Here is an 18,833-nt window from a genome sequence, read left to right as displayed (position 1 = left end):
GGGAAAGCAGTCCGATGCTGCCCGCGTGGCCGCGGCGGCCGGTGCGTCACGCAGGCCCAGTTCTCAGGTGCTCCGCGTGATGGAGGGCCTGCCTGAAAGGGGGACGCCTGTGGCTGTGACCGGGTGCGTGCTCCAAGACAGGTCGGGTCGATGACGGGGAGATCACCTGGGCCCCGGTCTTCGAAGTGTCCCTGCGGCCGGTAGTCCCTCAACAACTGACGCATCGAACGCCTGTTGTGCATCCGTGGTCATCCGTTCGATGCGGATCAGTGCTGCCCGGCCGAAGCGGTGACGACCCACCTGGCTGTGCGCGGGCGCCGACCCGGCCGAGGTCGCCCAGCGGGCCGGCAATAGCGTCGAGGTCCTGCTGAGCCGGTACGCGAAGTGTCTGTATGACCGGCAGTCCATCAACAACCAGCGCATTGAAGGACTCCTGAGCGCCTACGGCCGTCCGGCCGAGCCTGATGAACAGGACGAGGGTCAGCTTCGTCGCAGGAGCTGCTGGCGGCTCACCAGCCGAACTCCATCTGGACAGGGATGCCGTCGATGATCTCGGAACATGAACGTGACCGTGGCGGGCTCGCCGACCGCCTCGGCCGACCCGAGCACCCTCTCCACCTCGTCGTTGATCGGGTAACCCACCACTCGGGAGCCACCCGCGATTGCTTCGTCGTGATCAATGTCGGTGAGAATCGGTGTCACTCCGGGTGTGGAGCATGCGGTCCGGGGCCCCCTCGGCCGAGCCACGCTGGGAGGGGGCCTTGTCCGGGAAGCCGGAGGTCCTCCACCATGCGCGGGCGCCCGAGGTGACGGCGAAGGCATCGACACCGGGCAGGGATTCGATCCATCTGCGTGCGCTCGGGCCCATGGCGAAGGCAGCCGTTGCGTAGGCGTCGATGTCGGTGAGGTGGCGGCCGACCAGGGTGATCGAGAGCAGTCCGCAGGCCGCCGGGCTACCGGTGTGCGGGTTGAGGATGTGGGCGCCGCGCTCGGCTGCACCGGAGGTCGCGATGGCGAGGTCCCGGCCGGTGACGATAGTGCAGAGGTCGCGGGGTTGCAGGGGGTTGACGATGCCGACTTGCCATGGCACGCCGGGGGCGCACTCGCCGCGCAGTTGGATGTCGCCGCCACCGTTGACACAGGTGTTGCGCGCCCCGGCCCGCTCCAGAATCTCTGATGCGCGTTCGATGGCCCAGCCCTTCACCATGCCGGTGGGGTCGAGGCGACCGCCGGGCGCGCGGCTGAACCAGCCGCCGCTGATGCGCTCGGCACTCTCGCAGAGCTGCAGCACCTCGGCGACTTCGGGATCGCAGTCGGCGAGGTTCATCTCGCCGCGGACCAGGCGGCTGATCTGGCTGTCGGGGCGGTAGACGGAGAAGACCTCGTCCACCCGGTGCAGCCACGCCACGGCCTGCTCAAGGGCGCGGCGGATGGCGGACGTGGGCGTGTCACGGATGTCGAAGGAGAAGACCGTTCCCATGGCGTGCTCGACGTGACGCAGCGGCGCGGGTTTTCCGGAGCCCGTGGAAGCCCTGTGCACTTCGTACATCTCGCGTATGTCAGGCACCCGCCTTGTCCAGGGCGCTCTGGAGTGACTGCATATAGCCCTCACTGGTGTAGGAGGCGCCGGAGACAGCCTGGATCTGCGCGCTCTGCGCACCCAGCGCTTCCCGGGTCAGGGTGGGCACGGCGTAGTCGGCGATCGCCTGGCTGCGCGACGCGGCGCTCGGAGTCCGCAGTGCTTTGACGCTGGTCAGTTTGCCGTGGGAGAGGGTGACGGCGACTTGGACCGGGCCGTAGGGGGTCTGCTCGACGGCACCGGTGTACGTGCCGGTGGCTCCGCCCCCGGTGCCGGCGCTCTTCGACCCGCTGGGGCGGCTGGAGTGGCTCGGCTGGCCGGAGCCGGAGGCCGGTGTCGGCGAGGGGACCGCGCCACCGCCGGAGCCGGCCAGTAGCGGCAGGGCGGTGTGGTGCGGTTTGAGGGACAGCAGCAGGACCAGGCCCGCAACGGTTGATGTCGTCAGGAGGGCGGCTCGGCGCACTGCCATGATGTTGCTCCTTTCAGGATGCTCGGACCGGTCAGAACGCGAATGCTTCGTGGTGGATGCGGCGGCGTGGTACCCCGGCCCCGCGCAGGGCTGGTATCGCCGCGGCCGTCATCCCCGGTGGCCCGCACAGGTAGACGTCGCGCTCGGCGATGTCGGGCACGAGGGTGGCAAGCCCGCCCGCGGTGAGTGGCGAGGAGTACTGGGCGGGTTCGTCGACCACGTAGTGCACGGTTGCGCCGCGATCGGCCGCTATGGCGTCGAGTTCCTGCCACAGCGCCAGGTCCTCCGGGCGGCGCGCCCGGTAGACCAGGGTGACCTGGCCGGGCAGCGTCTCGAACAGCGCGCGCAGCGGGGTGATGCCGGCGCCGCCGCCCAGCAGCAGTACTTTTCGGGCCGTGCGTCGGGCCGCCGTGAAGGCACCGTAGGGCCCCTCGGCCCACACCCGGGTGCCTGGCCGGAGCCTGGCCAGCGCCTTGCTGTGGCCGCCGACGGCCTTCACGGTGATCCGCAGGTAGTCCGGGTTCGGAGGTGCGGAGAGCGAGTAGGGGTTGGCCGTCCACCACATCCTGGGGGCGAGGAAACGCCAGCGGAAGAACTGACCGGGCTCGGCACCCAGTTCATCCAGGTGACGGCCGCACATGAAGACCGACACCACGCCGGGCGCCTCGGGCCGCACCTCGGTCACGGTCAGCCGGTGCCGCAGGGCCCGCAGCACCGGGGTGAGGAAGCGGTTCCACACCAGCAGCGCAGCCACGCCGATGTAGAGGGCGTACCAGGCGAGCTGGGCGGGGCGGTGGGCGACGAAGTCGGCGCCGTCGGAGAGCTGGTGGAAGAAGGCCAGGAAGATGGCGAGGTAGGTGGCGAAGTGCAGGTAGTGCCAGGTCTCGTAGCTCAGTCGGCGGCGGGCGGCGCGGGCGGAGATGATGCCGGTGGCTACCAGGAGGAGGAAGCCCGCCGTGGCCTTGAGCATGTCGGGATAGGTGAGGACGAGCGTGGTGGTCTGACTGAAGAAGCCTGCGTGGGCGCTCGCCGCATAGCCGAGGATGATCAGCAAGGTGTGGGCGAGCGTCAGCGAGATGGTGTAGCGGCCGCCCAGCGCGTGCCAGCGGGCCAGGCGGTCCGAGCCGACGGCCCGCTCCAGCAGGGGAAAGCGAGACATCAACGCGAGCAGCACCGCGCAGGCGTAACCGGCCAGCAGGCCGGTGACCCGGCCGGCGTCGGTCAGCCATCCGGCGAGGCCGACCACGGAGGTGGTGTCGATCCACCACAGGCCCACCACAGCTGCGGCTCCGGCATGGACCAATACCTGGGCCACGACGGGAATAGTGTGGGGGGAGGGCAGGGCGCGCTGAGGGGAGCGCGTCCTTGTATGGCGGCTGTGTGTGGATGTGGTGGCCACGGGGCTCCTCTCGTCGACTCGCGATGCCGTGCGGTGCCTCGACGCCGCGTCGACGTGGTGATGCGTCGTGTGGTGCGTGTGCGTCGGCCACCTTTCCAGCGGAACTTCTGGAAAGCCTCTGAGCGCTCCCCCTCGCTCGCTCATTCAGAGAGAACTCAGAACCTCTTGCCGCTCCCGGCGAGGGTGCTGTCGGGGCTCTCGCCAGTGCCCCCTGGTAGGAGGACAACACTCTCGGACCGCGGAAGTCCGCCCCGGACGCTCGGGGCCGCGAAGGGGCGCCTGCGGAGGCCAGTGGTGGCGGCGGCCGGGAGGCGTTACGCGGGGTAGGGGTCCGCGTCCTTGTCGAGGGCCGGGTGCTCGTCGGGTGTCGCTGCGAGCGGTAGCCGCAGAAGGAATGTGGTGCTGCAGGGGCTGCTGGTGACGGTGATCGTGCCGTGGTGTGCGGTGATGACGGCTTCGACGATGGCGAGGCCCAGGCCCGTGCCGCCGGTCCTGCGTGAGCGACCGGGGTCGGCCCGGGTGAAGCGGTGGAAGATCTCCGCCTGGAGGGCTTCGGGAATGCCCGGGCCGTCGTCGGCGACGGCGAGTTCGGCGTGGTCGAGGTCGGTGGTGAGGGACAGCGTCACTCGTGTGCCGGGCGGGGTGTGGGTGCGTGCGTTGGCGAGCAGGTTGGCCAGGACCTGGTGGAGGCGGTGTTCGTCGCCCTGGACGATGACGGGTTCCTCGGGCAGGTCCAGCAGCCAGTGGTGGTCGGTGGACAGGGCGCGGGCGTCGTCCAGTGCGTCGAGGGTCAGGCGGGTGAGGTCTACGGGTTCGCGGGCCAGGGGGCGGCCCGCGTCCAGGCGCGCGAGGAGGAGCAGGTCGTCGACCAGGCCGGTCATCCGCTGTGACGTGGCAGCGATGCGTTCCAGGGAGTGCCGTACCTGCTGGGGCAGGGGGCCGGGGTCGCGCAGGGCGAGGTCGGTGTGGGCGCGGACGGTGGCGATGGGGGTGCGCAGTTCGTGGCTGGCGTCGGCGGCGAAGTGACGCAGACGTTCCTCGCTGGCGTGGCGTCGGGCGAGGGCGTCACCGATGTGGCCGAGCATGCGGTTGAGGGCTGTGGCGACCTGGCCGACCTCGGTGTGCGTGTCGCTGTGCGGGACGGGGGCGGGCATGGCGACCTCCCCGGTGGCCAGGGGCAGGCGCGTAACCTCGGTTGCCGTTTTGGCCACCCGCTCCAGGGGCCGGAGGGACAGGCGCACCCAGGCGGCGCCCGCGGCGGCGGTGGCCGCCAGGGCCGCGCCGAAGACGGCGGCCTCCACGATCTCCAGCCGGTGCACGGTGTCCTCGACGGGGCGCAGCGGGAGTCCGGTGACCAGGATGTCGCCGTCGTCGCCCCGGACGGCGGCCAGGCGGTAGCGACCGGCCAGCGCGGACAGGTGGAGGCTGCGGCCCTTGCCGTCCGGCGGCAGCGTGGCCAGGGCGTGCCGGTCGGCCGGGGTCAGGTGAACGGCGGCGTCGGTGTCGTCCTTGACCACGGCGGCCTGGGTTGCGTGGCCGGCCAGCAGGCGGGCGCCGAATGTCCCCTCGGCCTGGCCGCGGGTGTCGGGAACGTTGTCGGCGTCGGGGCGCTTTTCGTGCTCGAGGCTGGCCGCGAACCGGCCGCCGGTGGCGGCGAGTTGCTGGTCGACGCGTCCGACGAGGAAGGTCTCCAGGGCGACGACGGTCGCGACGCCGACGACCGCGCAGGCCACTGCCAGCAGCACCACGAGCCCTGCGGTCAGCCGCAGGCGCAAGGACACCGGCCGGCGTGCGCGCCGGGCGGCAAGTCGGTGGCGCAGTGCTGCGGGTGGGTATGGCCGGCGCTCCGTCACGACCGGTCCTGCTTGAGGACGTAGCCCACACCGCGCACCGTGTGGATCAGCGGCGCCCGCCCGGCGTCGATCTTCTTGCGCAGGTAGCTGATGTAGAGCTCGACCACGTGGGCCCGGCCCCCGAAGTCGTAGGACCACACACGGTCGAGGATCTGATTCTTCGACAGCACCCGGCGCGGGTTGCGCATCAAGAACCGCAGCAGTTCGAACTCGGTGCGGGACAACTCCACGATCCGGCCCGCCCGGGTGACTTCCCGGGCTTCCTCGTCCATCACCAGGTCCCCCACGACGAGCCGCGGCGCGCCCGCCTCGTGCGACATGCCCGCCCGGCGCATGAGTCCCCGCAGCCGGGCCAGCACCTCCTCCAAGCTGAAGGGCTTGGTGACGTAGTCGTCGCCACCGGCGGTGATCCCCGCGATCCGGTCCTCGACAGCGTCACGCGCGGTCAGGAAGAGCACGCACACCTGCGGCAGCCGGCGGCGAAGTGCGTGCAGCACCTGAAGGCCGTCGATATCGGGCAGCATCCAGTCCAGGACGACGGCGTCGGGGCGGAAGCTGTCGGCCGCCTCCAGCGCGGTGGCGCCGTCGTCGGCGATGCGGACCTCCCAGCCCTCGGAGCGCAGCGCCGCGCCCAGAACCTCCGTGAGGTCGGGTTCGTCGTCCACCGCGAGGACGCGGACGGCGCCGCCGTCGGGCCTGCGCAGCGGAGGGAGAGAGGTGTGGTTCGGTGTGGTGCCCATGATGCGTCCAGCATCGCGCCTCATCGGCGGTCCCGGGCGGACGGGCGCCTCTGAGTTTCTTCTGAACTTCGAAAGAAAGCAGACGCGGACCCGTCGTCTCCAGAACGTACTCAGAGCATGCGGGGCCGCGATTGTTCGAGACTCTGCCGGGTGACCTCGTCCTCCTAGGCGGGCCTGCACCCCGCATGACTTGGCCCCGCAGGCTGAACCCGACGCCATCGCCGCCGCCCTGCCCTGTAGACCGCGGCTGCCATGTCATGTCCGCACCACCGCCGACGCGGCTGGCTGTTCCACTGTGGGCGGGTGTGGACGTGGCTGGCGCGGCAGTTGCTGACGGTGAAATAGGCCGCTCGCAGAAATTGTGACTATACGTCCCAACTTGCTCTCAGAAGAACCTGAGAAACAACTGTGCCAGGCTGACGCGTCGATCGGCGGACACGGCCCGGAACCGTGCCGTCCACCCCCATGGCCGCCTCCTGGAGGAGCACCCCGATGAGCCTCGTCAACGGCTTGCCCGCGCACGTGCTGTTCGTCCACTTCGTCGTCGTCCTCATCCCGCTCAGCGCCCTGGTGCTCGTCGTCAGCGCGCTGTGGCCCAGGGCCGCACGGCGGCTGGGTCTGATCCTGCCGGTGCTCGCATTCGTGACCCTGGTGACTGTGCCCCTGACCACGCAGGCCGGCGAGTGGCTGGAGCGGCACGTCGACAGCGATCCGCTGGTGCGCAAGCATGCCGAACTCGGGGACGGGCTGTTGCCGTGGGCCGCAGGACTGTTCCTGCTGGCGACGGCCGTGTGGTGGACGACCCGCCGGACGCCCGCGCCGCAGGACTCCACGGACCGGGCCCGCAGCGGCGCGGTCGTGAGGGTCGCGGCGGCCGTGCTGTCCGTCGTGGTGGCCGCCGGCGCCGTCGTCGATGTCTACCGCATCGGCGACTCCGGCGCGAAGGCCGCCTGGCACGACGCCTTCTCCAAGACCGGCACCCGTTGATGCTGTCCGTCGTCGCCCTCGAACTGTCCGGTCTCCGTAGTTGACGTCGGCGCGTCCTTCGCACTGGCAGAAGCGTTGGGTGATGCCGGCCGTCCCAGCTCTGCGCCCGCGTCTGGCCTGGGACGACGCCTCCGTTGCAAGGAGGGCTGGCGGCGGAAGGCCCTCTGCCATGCCCTCCAGGTGTGGCGCACCACCGGCATCGCGGCACGGCCCCAACCCGCGCACGCGTAGGCGCTGCCCGGTCGACTGCCGGCCCGAACCTGCTGCCCCTTCGATCTCGGGAGATACCGCATGATGATGCTCCATCCCGCCGTCCAGCTCGCCTTCGATGGCTCCGGCATCGACGGCTCGCTGTTCACCGCCGTCACCGACCTCGCCCGCGACACGAAGTGGCTGAACACGCCGCTCAGTCTGTGGACCAATGCCGGGCTCGGCGTGTTCGCGGTGCTGATGCTGGTCGGCTGGTGGCAAGCCCGCCGCCGCGACAGCGCCACCATGACCCTCGCTCTGGCCGCCCCCGTCGCCGTCATGGTCTCCTTCACCGTCGCCGAGGTCGTCAAGAAGGTCGTCGCCGAGGTACGGCCGTGCTACTCGCTGCCGCACGACTACTTCGTCAGCGCCTGCCCCGCCCGAACCGACTACGCCTTCCCCAGCGGCCACACCACCGTGGCCGCGGCGACCGTCGCCGCACTGTGGCTGCTTCAGAGGCGCCTCGCGGTGATCGCCGCCGCCTTCGCTCTCCTGGAGGGCTTCACCCGCGTCTACCTCGGCGACCACTACCCCCACGACGTTCTCGGCGCCGCCCTGCTGGCCATGCCCGTCGCCTTCCTGGCCAGCCGCATCCTGGGCCGCGTCGCCGTCCCGCTCGTCGAGCGGCTGCGCACCGGGCTGCTGCAACCAGTGCTGACCGCCGCGCCTGTGGGCGCTCACGCCGCCCGCTGAATCCGGCACAGGAGGCACCGCGATGGCACCGCCCCCGCTGCCGGGCGTACTGGCCGACCTCGCCCCCGTCCTCGACCGCTTCGGCTACCTGGCCGTCGCCGCCCTGGTGTTCGTCGAGGACTTCGGTCTGCCCGTTCCCGGCGAGACCGTGATGCTCGCCGCCGCCGTCTACGCCGGCGCGGGACGGCTCAACATCGTTGTGGTCGCCGCCATCGCCTTCCTCGCAGCAGTCCTCGGCGACAACGTCGGCTACACCATCGGCCGCTGCGGCGGCCACCGGCTCATCACCCGCTGGGGCCGCTACGTGCTGCTCACCGAAGAACGCCTCGCCAAGGCCGAGGCGTTCTTCGCCCGCCACGGCGGCAAGATCGTCACCGTCGCCCGGTTCATCGAGGGCCTGCGCCAAGCCAACGGCATCATCGCCGGGCTGGCCGAGATGCCCTGGCGCCGCTTCCTCGCCTTCAATGCCCTCGGCGCCGCCCTGTGGGTCGGCGCCTGGGTCAGCCTCGGCGACCTCGCCGGACAGCACCTGAACACCCTCTACCCCGCCATCCACCGCTACGAGCTGTACCTGCTCGCCGCCGCAGTCGTGCTCGTCGGCGCATTCCTCGCCCGCCGCCTTCCCCGCAACAAGGGCAGCCGTTGACGAATGGCCGCCTTGCCGCCCGTCCATAGCCCGCAGAAGCGGTACCGAGACGGTGACGACCCACCAGACCGTGGCGCTTCAGTGTGGCATCCACCACATTCAGGCAGGCCAGGAGGGGTTTGCGTGAGGTGGTGAGGATGCAGTCCCCGGTCCGCGGCACGACCCCTAAGGCAGCGTCTGGCTGGGCGGGAGGCGCTGGGCGGGAGACCGCCGACTGCTGGGGCCCGGCCCCTGCGCCCATGTGGAACGGCGTTACGGCTGACGCTTGTCCTCGGGCGCTCGCGTCGGCCTCGATCTGTTCCTTGCGGACCTGGCCCGTGACGGTCTCTTCCTCGGTCCGCTCGTCGGTGGTGAGACGGACCCGCTCGACCGGCTCGGCCTTGGGATCCACGACAGGCCGCTCCTCGTGCAGCGTCACTTCGTGCTCCGCTTCACTGATGTCCGGGCCTGCCATGGCCCTAAGGGGACGGTCTGCTGGACCTCTTCGGTGACGACGTACTCGCGCAGCCGGGCCCGGCCGACCTCCTGGTGTTCGGTGCCGACGTGCATCTGCTCTTCGGAGCGGGTCATCGCGTCATCGGTGGCTTCCGTGCCGGTGGCGGATTCGGCGTCGGCGCGGGCCCAGCCGCCGGTCCCGGGCTGGTTGGCCTGCTGCCAGGCGGCGTCCCAGTCGATGCCGTAGTGCTCGTACAGTCGGTGCTCTTCGTCCTCGGACAGGTGGCCCCCGGCGTCGACATCGACGTTCGGGGCGTCCTTGACCTCGTCCTTGGCGTAGTGGACCTCCAAGTGGTCCGTGACGATGCGAGCGGCGTGGATCGGTACGAACGACTCGCTGGTGCCGAACAGGCCGGTCTTGACGCTGACCAATTCCGGCTGGCCGGTGGCGTCATCGAGGAAGACGTGCTTGGCCTCGCCGATCTTGTTGCCGTCGGCGTCGTAGACCGGATGGTCCAGCACGGTCGGAATCTGCTCGCGGGTGATCGCCGCGATACTCCTTCTGCTGGCCTCCCGGCTAACCCTCGTAAACACCATGAAACTCGCCAACTTGACCAATTCGGGCGGATGTAGGGCGTGGGACATGCCGGGTGGGCGCGCGGATACCCGCCCGTCATGGCACGGAACGTCACCACGCGGAGGCAGGGCCGGTACGACGCAACCGGCCGGGACACCGAGGCCCGGCGTGAGAGGAGGGTCGGACCGGATGAGCAGGTGGAGCGGCGAGCCCCGGATGAGCCAACTCAGCTGCCTGGGCGCTCCTGGCGGGCGGTGGTGAAGGGCACCGTCAAGGAGTTCAAAGACGATGAGCTGGCCGATCGGGCTGCGGCGCTGACCTACTACGGCGTGCTCTCCCTCTTCCCGGCGCTGCTGGTGCTCGTCTCGCTGCTCGGGATCGCCGGAGCGTCGGCGACGCAGCAGGTGCTGGACAACCTCCAGAAACTCACCCCTGGATCGGCCCGTGACGTCATCCGCGATGCCGTCACGCAGCTGCAGGGCAACGCGGGTATCGGCTCGGTCATGGCGATCGTGGGCCTGGCGGTGGCGGTGTGGTCGGCATCCGGCTACGTCGCGGCCTTCATCCGTACCGCCAACGCCGTGTACGACACGCCGGAGGGACGCCCGGTGTGGAAGGTGCTGCCAGTTCGCCTGGGTGTGACGGTGGCGCTGCTGGTACTGGCGGTCGTCAGCGCGCTGATCGTGGTGTTCACCGGTGGCCTGGCTCAGCAGGCAGGTGCAGCTCTGGGCGTCGGGGACACGGCGCTGACCGTGTGGTCCATCGCGAAGTGGCCGGTCCTGGTCGTGCTGGTCACGATCATGATCGCGCTTCTGTTCTGGGCGACACCGAACGTGAAGGGCCGCGGCTTCAGGTGGGTCACCCCGGGCAGTTTCCTGGCCCTGGTGATCTGGGTGATCGCGTCGGCCGGATTCGCGTTCTACGTGGCGAGCTTCTCGTCCTACAACAAGACCTACGGCACCCTCGCCGGTGTGATCGTGTTCCTGGTGTGGCTGTGGATCAGCAACATCGCGATCCTGCTCGGCCTGGAGTTCGACGCGGAGATGGCCCGCCAGCGCGCCGTCGCCGGCGGTCTGCCCGAGGACGAAGAGCCCTATGTCCCGCCCCGCGACACCCGTGCGTGGAGCGAGGAAGACCGGCGCCGTTTCGAATGAGGTGTCCGCCGAGGGCGAGTTAGGCGCTGCTGAGATCGGGAAGTCGCAGTTCATGGAAGTGCTGGCGGATCTTCGCGAACGTGATCACCGGATGACGCGGTGGGTGGCGTCGTGGCGGTCGGGCTGCGTACGGCGGGTCCTGCCCGCAGTGGAGGAGACTGCCGAGCACACCAAGCTGTGGTGGGGCGCCGCCGTGACCCTGTCCGCCACCGGGTGGCGGGGACGCAGGGCCGCGACCGCCGGCCTGGCGAGCATGGCCGTGGCGGAACTGGCCTCGAACTGCGTCCTCAAGCGCATGTGGCACAGGCGTCGACCGCCCAAGGAGTGGATCTCGCACGAGGAGGTCCATGACCGCCCCGACTCTTCGTCGTTCCCTTCCGGGCACACCGCCGCGGGAGTGGCGTTCAGTGCCGCCGTGGCAGCGGTGTGGCCGTGGGCGGGCGCGGTCTGTGCGGTGCCGGCCGTCCTGGTGGCCGCCGAACGCGTGCACACGGGTGCCCACTACCCCTCCGACGTCGCGGTCGGTGCCACGACCGGTCTGGCCGCGGCGGCCTTGGTCCGTCGTGCTCCCCGCCTGGCACGCCGACTGCTGCGCTGACAGGCACAAGCCCCCGATGGCCGGAGATCCGCTGGATGGCGTACTCGCATCCGGGTACCCGGGGACCCGGTGAGGTGGGCGTATGCCGTTCAACGGCACTGGCCGACGTCTCCATCGGGGGCGACCACTACCGGCAGCTGAGAAAGGCGGCAATCCGACATGAGTACTCAGGATTCCCACCGCAGCCCCAGCGGCTCGCAGGAGCCGGTGGGCGATCTGGTCCAGCGGGCCTCCCAGCAGCTGACGGAGCTGGTGCGCGGGGAGATGCGGCTGGCGCAGGCGGAAATGAAGGAGAAGGGCAAGCGGTACGGCAAGGGCGGGGGCCTTTTCGGCGGGGTCGGCCTGGTCGGCTTCCTGACGCTGCAGGCCCTGGTCGCCACCGCCATCGCAGCCTTGGCTGTTCCCCTCCCGGTGTGGGCCGCGGCCCTGATCGTCACCGCCGTTCTCGGCGTGATCACCGCCGTGCTGGCGTTGATGGGCAAGAAGGAGGTCAGCCAGGCCGCTCCACCGGCACCCGAGCAGACCATCGACAGCGTCAAGGCCGATGTGGCCGAGATCAAGGAGAGTGCACAGCGATGACCCAGCCGCCCCACGACGAGCCCACCGCCTCGAGCCCCGAACAGTTGCAGGAGCAGGTCGAGCAGACCCGCCACGAACTGGGGGAGACGGTCGAGGAACTGGCCGCCAAGACGGATGTCAAGACCCGCGCACAGGAGAAGGCGACCGCTGTGAAGGAGCAGGTGGGCGTGCTGACCGAGCAGGCGGGCGCCAAGGCCGCGGAGGTGACCGGGCAGGGCAAGGTGAAGGCCGCCGAGGCCGCGCACCTGGTGCAGGACAAGCTGCCCGACCCGGTCAAGGACAAGGCCACCGCAGCCGCCGAGCAGGTGAGGGCCAAGGCCGGACAGGCCGGTCAGGTGTGGCAGGACAAGGCCCCCGAACCGGTCCGCGTCAAAGCCCAGCAGAGTGTCCAGGCCGCCCGTGACAACCGCACTGCGCTGATCGTGGCCGGCAGCGTGGCGGTGGGCGCCTGGCTGCTGTTGCGCCGCCGGGGCGGGAGGTAGCCGTGAAGGCATCGAAAGTCGCCTACAAGCCGGTCGGCATGGCGCTCGGCGCGCTCAGCGGCGTGGTCGTCGGCGGCCCGCCTCGGCGTGAACCGGCGGAGCCCGCGACGACATCGCCCTGGTCATCGTGCGCCAATGAAGCCCTCAGCGGGAGGCTGCGGAGTTTCCCGGTTCGAACGACCGGCTGACCGTGCGCGATCGGCGGCGGTGCAGGCCGACGGGCAGGTTTCCGGGTGAAGCGCGCTTCTCCAGCATGTTGGATGCCCAGCCGGGTCGAGCGTCTCGGTGACCTGCGGTGGCTGCCGCACCTGGTTAAGCCGCGCGGGCGACCCGCCCAGCGCCGCAGACCGCCTCTGCCGGCCCGTGGACAGTCGATCAGCCGCCGCTTCGCGGGGGCCGGACGCACACCCGGGCTGTGGCCTTCCGTCTTCCTGCGCGACGAGCGCCGGTTCGCCGTCTGGGCGGCCCTGCGCATCTCCGCTCGAGTCATCCGGGGCTGCCCGCCCGCAGGCTCCGCCCCCTCCCCGCTGGTTCGGCTTCCACGAGGTCTTCCACGCGCTGACCGTGGCGGCCTTCACAGCGCACTACACCGCCATCTCCCTCGCCACCTACTGACCCCGCGACAGTGTTCCGGTCCGCCGCTCATGGCCCACGTCGCCGCGTGCTGAACCGCGGCGGACCGGGCGGTCGCCGAGGCATCGCCCCGCGCGTGAAAGTCGAGGCGGAAGACATCAGGGGGGATGGTTCGCTGTGGCGCATCACGCGTACGCGGGTGGAGGGGCCAGGGATACGAGGTCGTACTCGCCGCCGTCCGCCCTGAAAGTCGGCTGCTCTCCAGGTGTGACGGTCCGTAGGCAGGTAAGGAGGGAGGAGCGAGAGAAAGACGACAGCGGTCTTCAGCTGACCTGAGACAGGGGGCTCCGTGTTCGAGGCGCAGGACATCAGGGAATGGCGAGGCCACGACGTGGTCGACCACGAGCGGCACAAGATCGGCGTCCTGGAGGCGGTCTATGTCGACACGGCCACAGACCAGCCCGCGTTCGCGACGGTGACGGTCGGCCTGCCGACCCGGCACCGGCTGGTGTTCGTCCCCCTGGGTGACGCGACGGTCGGCCCCGGTTATCTGAAGGTCGCCTACGACAAGAAGCAGGTCAAGGAAGCGCCCTCGATCGGCACGGACGGCGAACTGCTCGCGGAGGACGAGAAGACAGTCTTCGCGCACTACGAGCTCGCCTACCGAACGGGTGCGGGCGGCGAACGTCGCCTCGCCCGCCGCTGATGCCCTCACCAACGTCCCCCACCTGAGGTGACACCAATGGCTCTCTTCCTCCTGCTGCTCATTGTGGCCATCGTGCTCGGCATCATCGGTGTGGTGGCGAAGGGCCTGTTCTACCTGTTGGTCATCGGCGTGGTGGTTCTGGTCGCCGACCTCGTCCTCCTCGGCCTGCGCCTGGGCCGCCGCCGCAGGCGCCTCCCCCGGTGACGCGGTCAGCCGGGCAAGCGCCCCCACGGCCGCCCGCCCGGGGACCGGACGTAGCGGGGTGTCGGAGCAGTCGTCGAGTCATCGCCCAGGAGTGGTCCGCCCCGTCCGCGACGGGGCGGAGGCGTCGGAGAGGTCGGCGCCGGTGTCGGCGTCCCGCTCGGAGTGGCCGACGCCGTGCCAGTCCAGGCACATGACGGTCGCGTCGTCCTGCAGGTGGCCGTGGTTGGCGTCGACGATCGCCGCGATGAGGGTGCGGGCGGCCTCGCGGGGATGCAGCGCGCGGGTGCCCACGATCAGGTCGGACAGATCGAGGCTGTTGGCGTTGCGCTCCAGCATGCCGTCGGTCAGCATCACCAGCCGGTCGCCCGGCTGCAGGTCCAGCGACTGGACCCGGTAGGTGTGGGGGACCTGGAAGCCGAACGGCATATCGATCTTCGGAGTGATCTCCCGCACCTGGCCGTTTCGCATGCGCAGCGGCCAGGGGTGGCCGGCGTTGATGAACTCGGTCCTGCCGTCGGTCAGGCTGATGCGCAGTAGCTGGCCGGTGACGTAGCTCTGGCGGCCGTGTTCACGCATGGCCTGGTCGGCCTGTCGGGCCTGTTCGGCGAGGTCGGCGCCGGCCCGCCGTGCCCGGCGAAGGGCGCCCACCAAGAGGGTGGCCAGCAGCGCGGCGTCGACATCGTGACCCATGGCGTCGGTGACGGAAAGCTGGACTGTATCCCGGTCGATCACGTAGTCGAAGGTGTCGCCCCCGACGTGGTCGGCCGGCTCCAGTGCCCCGGCCACCGCGAACTGCGCCGCCTCGCACGCCAGCGACGCCGGGAGCAGCCGGTGCTGGATTTCCGCAGCGAGGCTCAGCGGGGTGGTCCGGCGGCCCCACTGGTACACGTCGGTGTAGGACCGATTCGCGATGACGATGTATGCCAGGGCGTGCGCGGTCTCACCGATCTCCCGCATCACCTCCGCGTCCGGCGCCGCGGGCAGGAAGAGTTCGAGGAGCCCGATGGCGTCCCCGCGGTTGGTCACCGGGGCGACGATCCGCACCAGCGCGCCCTCGCCCCTGTCCTCCACGCTCGGCCGCTGGGTGCGGATCACGTCGTCGTACAGGGTGCCCCGCAGCGTGATGCGCCGGGCGGGTTGATCGGTATCGATGCTGCCCGCCGCCCCCAGTCGTACGACCGAGCCACCGGTGAAGTCGGTGATGAGGAATGACACCGACGCGGCCCCGAGGCGCTCCTTGAGCATGCCCGCGACCACGTCGAGCGACTCCACAGGCGCCGCGGACTCCGCTGCGGCCAGAGTCTCCGCCAGGGTTATCGCCTTGCCCCGGCCACCCCCGTTCGCGGGAGTACGAGTGGTCGGCCCACCGTCTCCGTCAGGCCCGCGCACGGTCACGGTGACTCCTCGCTGCTCGCTGCTGCTCAGGGCTCCGGCCCGGGGATGCGAGGGGCTGGCGCCAAGCCCGGTGCCCGGTAGATGTTATGGCACCACAGAGCCTCTGAACGGATGCACCTGTCGGCCGGCTGTTCGTCGAACGGCCCGGCCACCGTCACCGTGTGGAACGCCTGGACCGCGCAGTCACCCGGCCTACCAGAGTTCATGCCACGCTGGCACCGGAGACGACAAACAGTAGTGGGGCCCGAACGGTACGCCGTTCGGGCCCCCACCGTTCGACGTCCCCCAAGGCCAGAAGGGCCCGCAGGCCGAGAACATCAACCCGGCCTGACCTCGCAGCCTCTGCCCGAGGGATAGCGCCCGCCGCGTCCGGTGACTGCTGCGGCCCGTGCAGGGCCGTCCTTTCGGCCGAACAAGGGGGTCCGCTTTTGTGCCGGGCGCCGACAGGACCTGTGGTGCACAGGAGCAGGGCCGCGCAGCAATGGCTGCGCGGCCCTGCTCCGTTGAGATGCGTCCGGGGCGGCCCACCTCGGCCGGGCACCTCCTGAACTCGGTCACATCAGGCGTTGTCCCGGGCTCGGCCGCCTCACCGTACGTGTCGCAGTTCGTCGGCGACCAGGGTTGCTCGCAAGGTGCTGCAACACCGAACCGGAGCAGTAGGGATACGAGGCCGGGGTGCGCGCCACGTGCCGACTCGGGCGCCGCATGTCCTGCGCGGCTGCCTGGAGGAGCAGTCGTTCAGGCGCTGGTCCAGGCGTCGAGGAAGGCTTTCCGCCCAGCCGAATCGCCCGACCTGCGTTCTGCATGCAGAACGCGCCAGGCGGTGAGCTCGAGATCTCGGAGCCACAGTTCGGCCGATGACCTGTGTCTTGAGGCCGGGCAGATGGTCGGATTCGGCGAGGCCCCAAATCCCCCGCCCCGCATGCTCGATGGGTGGTCTGACTCGACAGGGCTGAGTGAGCGGACGCCCGCCCGGGCCCGCGCCGGACCCGCACCCCGAACAGGAGGGGCACCGGTGGTGGCGCGTGATGTGCCTGCACGACGCCGACTGCTTCTCCATGCCCGGCTACCAACCTGGCATCGCCGCGCTCGCGGCCGGCCTGTGGTCTCCCCTCGCCACCCTGGCCCTGATCGCGCTGACCTTGTGCGGTGCCCTGCCGGTCCAGGCGGCGGACGGCGCGCCGCGAGAGGCCAGAGGCCGCCACTGCCCACGCGGCCGCGGCGAACCGGCCCCAAGGGTACGGGCGGTCAGCCGCAGGTACGAGAAGACCGGCTCATTCCCCGTGCGCAGGCTTCGTCAGCTCTGCGTTGAACTGAGCGCCGATCAGGAGGGACAGATTGGAGAGCCACAGCCAGACCAGGAACACCACGACGCCTGCCAGCGAACCGTACAGACGGTCATAGGTGCTGACCAGGGAGGTGTAGACGGCGAATCCGAGTGAGACGGTCAGCAGGAGCGCCACCGCCAGTGTGCCGCCGGGCGCCATCCTCCGGACAGGGCGGGAGGACGCCGGTCCTGACCGGTACAGGACGAGCACCAAGGAGACGGCTACGGCGGCCACGACCGGCCACCGCAGCGTGTCCCAGGTGGTCTGGGGCCCGGTACCCAGACTCAGAGCCTGACCCAGACGCCGGGCCAGGCCGCCGGTGAGCAACAACGCGAGGGTCGACGTCAGAAGCAGGGAGCTCAGGACGAGGGCCGTGGCGATGATGCGCGGAGCGGTACGCCAGACCGGCCGGGCCGCGCTGATCCGATGCATGGAGTACAACGCCCGGCGGAAGACGCTCAGATAGCTGCATCCCGACCACAGGGCCCCCGCCCCTCCGACGAAGATCAGCGTCCATGCCGCCGTCGGCTGTGCGACCATCTGCCGCAGGGTGCTGCGCAGCAGAGCGCGGGACTCGGCCGGGGCCGCCTGCGTCATGCGGTCGATGACCTCCGGCTTGGCCGTGGGCATGGTCAGACCCAGAATCGAGAGGATCACCAGCAGCAACGGGAACAGGGCCAGAACCGCATAGTAGGTCAGCGCAGCGGCCCAGTCCGTGACGTCGTCGTTCCAGACGGCCACCGGCGTCCGGCGCAACGCCACCCACCACCGAGCCGTGTGACCGTCTGCATCATCCATGACGCGGATGCTCTCACTCTTCGTCCTCGGGCCACCATCCAGCACTGCGGTGCGACAGAACCCGGCACGCGTGCCGGGTTACCCGACGTGCTTGGGGACGGGACGCTCGCGGGGGCCACGGCCCCTTGGCACCGCGCGGTGAACAGAGCGTGGAGATTCTCCTGTCCCCGTGCGCGAGGTGTCTCTATGACCGGCGCAGCGCAGCGTTCAGTATTGCTCGGTCTCCACGAAACCCCCGGCCGAGTCGTCGTCCGCACCGAGTGCGGCGGCGGTCGGGTCGAATCCGGGCGGGCTGTCCTTGAGACCCAGGCCCAGGCCGGCCAGCTTCGCCTTGACCTCGTCGATGGACTTCGCACCGAAGTTACGGATGTCCATGAGGTCGGCCTCGGAGCGCGCGAGGAGTTCGCCCACGGAGTGGACGCCCTCACGCTTGAGGCAGTTGTACGAACGGACGGTGAGCTCGAGCTCCTCGATCGGCAGGGCGAGGTCGGCGGCGAGGGCGGCGTCCGTGGGGGACGGGCCCATGTCGATGCCCTCGGCGTCGATGTTGAGCTCGCGGGCCAGACCGAACAGCTCGCCCAGGGTCTTGCCGGCCGACGCCATGGCGTCACGCGGGCGCATGGCCTGCTTGGTCTCGACGTCGACGATCAGCTTGTCGAAGTCGGTGCGCTGCTCGACACGCGTGGCCTCGACCTTGTACGTGACCTTCAGCACGGGGCTGTAGATGGAGTCGACCGGGATACGGCCGATCTCCTGGCCGACCTGCTTGTTCTGCACGGCGGAGACGTAACCGCGGCCACGCTCGACCGTCAGCTCCATCTCCAGCTCGCCCTTGCCGTTGAGTGTGGCGAGGACGAGGTCGGGGTTGTGCACTTCGACACCGGCCGGGGGCGCGATGTCGGCGGCGGTGACCAGACCCGGTCCCTGCTTGCGCAGGTACATCACAACCGGCTCGTCCTGCTCACTGCTCACGACGAGCTGCTTGGTGTTGAGGATCAGGTCGGTGACGTCCTCCTTGACCCCCGGCACGGTGGTGAACTCGTGCAGCACGCCGTCGATACGGATGGACGTGACCGCCGCACCCGGGATCGACGACAGCAGGGTCCGGCGCAGGGAGTTGCCGAGGGTGTAACCGAAGCCCGGCTCCAGCGGCTCGATCACGAACCGGGAGCGGAACTCGTCGACGACCTCTTCGGCCAACGAGGGACGCTGAGCAATCAGCACGGGGTGTCGCCTCCAGTGGTTTTGGCGCCCGCTCTGTGACGCCGTAGACACACGAAGAGTACGGGCGATACGGATGCGGCTCCGGGAAATAGCACGTGGAGTGGTCCATCAGCCACAGTGACGACCACGGCCAAGATCGGCACGGAGACGGCGGCCCCCATGGCC

At 70.1% G+C, this 18,833-nt stretch carries 17 protein-coding genes and 4 pseudogenes; 12 read left to right on the top strand and 9 right to left on the bottom strand.

What is annotated here, in order from left to right; genetic code table 11:
- Positions 1-298 precede the first annotated feature (298 nt).
- Positions 299-550: pseudogene (locus ACWD1U_RS00670) on the top strand (hypothetical protein); the annotation flags it as partial.
- A gap of 126 nt (positions 551-676) precedes the next feature.
- Here the strand turns inward: ACWD1U_RS00670 and ACWD1U_RS00665 are convergent.
- The 5 genes from ACWD1U_RS00665 to ACWD1U_RS00645 all read right to left on the bottom strand — a co-directional run bounded on the left by ACWD1U_RS00665 (position 677) and on the right by ACWD1U_RS00645 (position 6,040).
- Positions 677-1,549, bottom strand: coding sequence for an FAD:protein FMN transferase (locus tag ACWD1U_RS00665; RefSeq protein WP_451103490.1), 873 nt, complete (start codon positions 1,547-1,549; stop codon positions 677-679).
- A gap of 10 nt (positions 1,550-1,559) precedes the next feature.
- Positions 1,560-2,048, bottom strand: a complete 489-nt coding sequence (locus tag ACWD1U_RS00660; RefSeq protein ID WP_451103489.1) for an FMN-binding protein — start codon at positions 2,046-2,048, stop codon at positions 1,560-1,562.
- 31 nt (positions 2,049-2,079) lie between these two features.
- A complete protein-coding gene (locus ACWD1U_RS00655; RefSeq protein ID WP_451103488.1) occupies positions 2,080-3,447 on the bottom strand; it encodes a ferredoxin reductase family protein in 1,368 nt (455 codons plus the stop codon).
- Between the two features lie 314 nt (positions 3,448-3,761).
- The gene (locus ACWD1U_RS00650; protein ID WP_451103487.1) at positions 3,762-5,228 is read right to left on the bottom strand and encodes a HAMP domain-containing sensor histidine kinase; all 1,467 of its coding nucleotides are present in this window, start codon (positions 5,226-5,228) and stop codon (positions 3,762-3,764) included.
- A gap of 68 nt (positions 5,229-5,296) precedes the next feature.
- Entirely contained in the window at positions 5,297-6,040 is a 744-nt protein-coding gene (locus tag ACWD1U_RS00645; protein ID WP_451103486.1) for a response regulator transcription factor, read from the bottom strand.
- A 492-nt stretch (positions 6,041-6,532) separates the two neighbouring features.
- On the opposite strand from ACWD1U_RS00645, the gene ACWD1U_RS00640 reads away from it, so the two are divergent.
- From ACWD1U_RS00640 to ACWD1U_RS00630, 3 genes are all read left to right on the top strand, one after another.
- Positions 6,533-7,027: a DUF2231 domain-containing protein gene (locus ACWD1U_RS00640; RefSeq protein ID WP_451103485.1), complete on the top strand. Its 495-nt coding sequence runs from the start codon at positions 6,533-6,535 to the stop codon at positions 7,025-7,027.
- A gap of 291 nt (positions 7,028-7,318) precedes the next feature.
- Positions 7,319-7,969: a phosphatase PAP2 family protein gene (locus ACWD1U_RS00635; RefSeq protein WP_451103484.1), complete on the top strand. Its 651-nt coding sequence runs from the start codon at positions 7,319-7,321 to the stop codon at positions 7,967-7,969.
- A gap of 22 nt (positions 7,970-7,991) precedes the next feature.
- Positions 7,992-8,615, top strand: a complete 624-nt coding sequence (locus tag ACWD1U_RS00630) for a DedA family protein (protein ID WP_451103483.1) — start codon at positions 7,992-7,994, stop codon at positions 8,613-8,615.
- A 349-nt stretch (positions 8,616-8,964) separates the two neighbouring features.
- Here the strand turns inward: ACWD1U_RS00630 and ACWD1U_RS00625 are convergent.
- Positions 8,965-9,647 (bottom strand): annotated as a pseudogene (locus ACWD1U_RS00625) (PRC-barrel domain-containing protein); the annotation flags it as partial.
- Between the two features lie 78 nt (positions 9,648-9,725).
- Between ACWD1U_RS00625 and ACWD1U_RS00620 the strand changes: the two are divergent.
- The 7 genes and pseudogenes from ACWD1U_RS00620 (at position 9,726) to ACWD1U_RS00590 (ending at position 13,923) form a co-directional block, all read left to right on the top strand.
- Entirely contained in the window at positions 9,726-10,781 is a 1,056-nt protein-coding gene (locus ACWD1U_RS00620; protein WP_451103482.1) for a YihY/virulence factor BrkB family protein, read from the top strand.
- Between the two features lie 91 nt (positions 10,782-10,872).
- Positions 10,873-11,379 (top strand): phosphatase PAP2 family protein, encoded by a 507-nt coding sequence (locus ACWD1U_RS00615; RefSeq protein WP_451103481.1) that lies wholly within the window; start codon positions 10,873-10,875, stop codon positions 11,377-11,379.
- Positions 11,380-11,538: 159 nt separating this feature from the next.
- Positions 11,539-11,958 carry a phage holin family protein gene (locus tag ACWD1U_RS00610; protein WP_451103480.1) on the top strand — a complete coding sequence of 140 codons (420 nt, stop codon included), beginning with the start codon at positions 11,539-11,541 and terminating at the stop codon, positions 11,956-11,958.
- Entirely contained in the window at positions 11,955-12,440 is a 486-nt protein-coding gene (locus ACWD1U_RS00605; protein ID WP_451103479.1) for a DUF3618 domain-containing protein, read from the top strand. The genes ACWD1U_RS00610 and ACWD1U_RS00605 overlap by 4 nt, the downstream gene beginning before the upstream one ends.
- 516 nt (positions 12,441-12,956) lie before the next feature.
- Positions 12,957-13,055, top strand: a pseudogene (locus ACWD1U_RS00600) (PAQR family membrane homeostasis protein TrhA); the annotation flags it as partial.
- Positions 13,056-13,362: 307 nt separating this feature from the next.
- Entirely contained in the window at positions 13,363-13,719 is a 357-nt protein-coding gene (locus ACWD1U_RS00595; RefSeq protein WP_283974520.1) for a PRC-barrel domain-containing protein, read from the top strand.
- A gap of 36 nt (positions 13,720-13,755) precedes the next feature.
- On the top strand, positions 13,756-13,923 hold the full coding sequence (locus ACWD1U_RS00590; protein WP_167551660.1) for a hypothetical protein: 168 nt from the start codon (positions 13,756-13,758) through the stop codon (positions 13,921-13,923).
- Positions 13,924-14,001: 78 nt separating this feature from the next.
- Here ACWD1U_RS00590 and ACWD1U_RS00585 read toward each other — a convergent pair whose 3' ends face one another.
- Positions 14,002-15,240, bottom strand: a complete 1,239-nt coding sequence (locus ACWD1U_RS00585; protein WP_451103950.1) for a PP2C family protein-serine/threonine phosphatase — start codon at positions 15,238-15,240, stop codon at positions 14,002-14,004.
- Between the two features lie 1,034 nt (positions 15,241-16,274).
- On the opposite strand from ACWD1U_RS00585, the pseudogene ACWD1U_RS00580 reads away from it, so the two are divergent.
- Positions 16,275-16,481 (top strand): annotated as a pseudogene (locus tag ACWD1U_RS00580) (amino acid transporter); the annotation flags it as partial.
- Positions 16,482-16,592: 111 nt separating this feature from the next.
- On the opposite strand, the gene ACWD1U_RS00575 reads toward ACWD1U_RS00580, so the two are convergent.
- Both ACWD1U_RS00575 and ACWD1U_RS00570 read right to left on the bottom strand, forming a co-directional pair.
- Entirely contained in the window at positions 16,593-17,444 is an 852-nt protein-coding gene (locus ACWD1U_RS00575; RefSeq protein WP_451103478.1) for a YihY/virulence factor BrkB family protein, read from the bottom strand.
- Between the two features lie 207 nt (positions 17,445-17,651).
- A complete protein-coding gene (locus ACWD1U_RS00570; RefSeq protein ID WP_451103477.1) occupies positions 17,652-18,668 on the bottom strand; it encodes a DNA-directed RNA polymerase subunit alpha in 1,017 nt (338 codons plus the stop codon).
- Positions 18,669-18,833: the final 165 nt, after the last annotated feature.

This window comes from Streptomyces sp. NPDC002788 (assembly GCF_053592115.1).
This window is presented reverse-complemented; position numbering and strand designations above follow the sequence as displayed.

Bases quoted from the DNA above. Each gene is read 5' to 3' on its own strand.
- ACWD1U_RS00665 (WP_451103490.1), bottom strand. From the start codon at position 1,549: ATGTACGAAGTGCACAGGGCTTCCACGGGCTCCGGAAAACCCGCGCCG.
- ACWD1U_RS00660 (WP_451103489.1), bottom strand. From the start codon at position 2,048: ATGGCAGTGCGCCGAGCCGCCCTCCTGACGACATCAACCGTTGCGGGC.
- ACWD1U_RS00645 (WP_451103486.1), bottom strand. From the start codon at position 6,040: ATGGGCACCACACCGAACCACACCTCTCTCCCTCCGCTGCGCAGGCCC.
- ACWD1U_RS00640 (WP_451103485.1), top strand. From the start codon at position 6,533: ATGAGCCTCGTCAACGGCTTGCCCGCGCACGTGCTGTTCGTCCACTTC.
- ACWD1U_RS00635 (WP_451103484.1), top strand. From the start codon at position 7,319: ATGATGATGCTCCATCCCGCCGTCCAGCTCGCCTTCGATGGCTCCGGC.
- ACWD1U_RS00630 (WP_451103483.1), top strand. From the start codon at position 7,992: ATGGCACCGCCCCCGCTGCCGGGCGTACTGGCCGACCTCGCCCCCGTC.
- ACWD1U_RS00620 (WP_451103482.1), top strand. From the start codon at position 9,726: ATGGCACGGAACGTCACCACGCGGAGGCAGGGCCGGTACGACGCAACC.
- ACWD1U_RS00615 (WP_451103481.1), top strand. From the start codon at position 10,873: ATGACGCGGTGGGTGGCGTCGTGGCGGTCGGGCTGCGTACGGCGGGTC.
- ACWD1U_RS00610 (WP_451103480.1), top strand. From the start codon at position 11,539: ATGAGTACTCAGGATTCCCACCGCAGCCCCAGCGGCTCGCAGGAGCCG.
- ACWD1U_RS00605 (WP_451103479.1), top strand. From the start codon at position 11,955: ATGACCCAGCCGCCCCACGACGAGCCCACCGCCTCGAGCCCCGAACAG.
- ACWD1U_RS00590 (WP_167551660.1), top strand. From the start codon at position 13,756: ATGGCTCTCTTCCTCCTGCTGCTCATTGTGGCCATCGTGCTCGGCATC.
- ACWD1U_RS00575 (WP_451103478.1), bottom strand. From the start codon at position 17,444: ATGGATGATGCAGACGGTCACACGGCTCGGTGGTGGGTGGCGTTGCGC.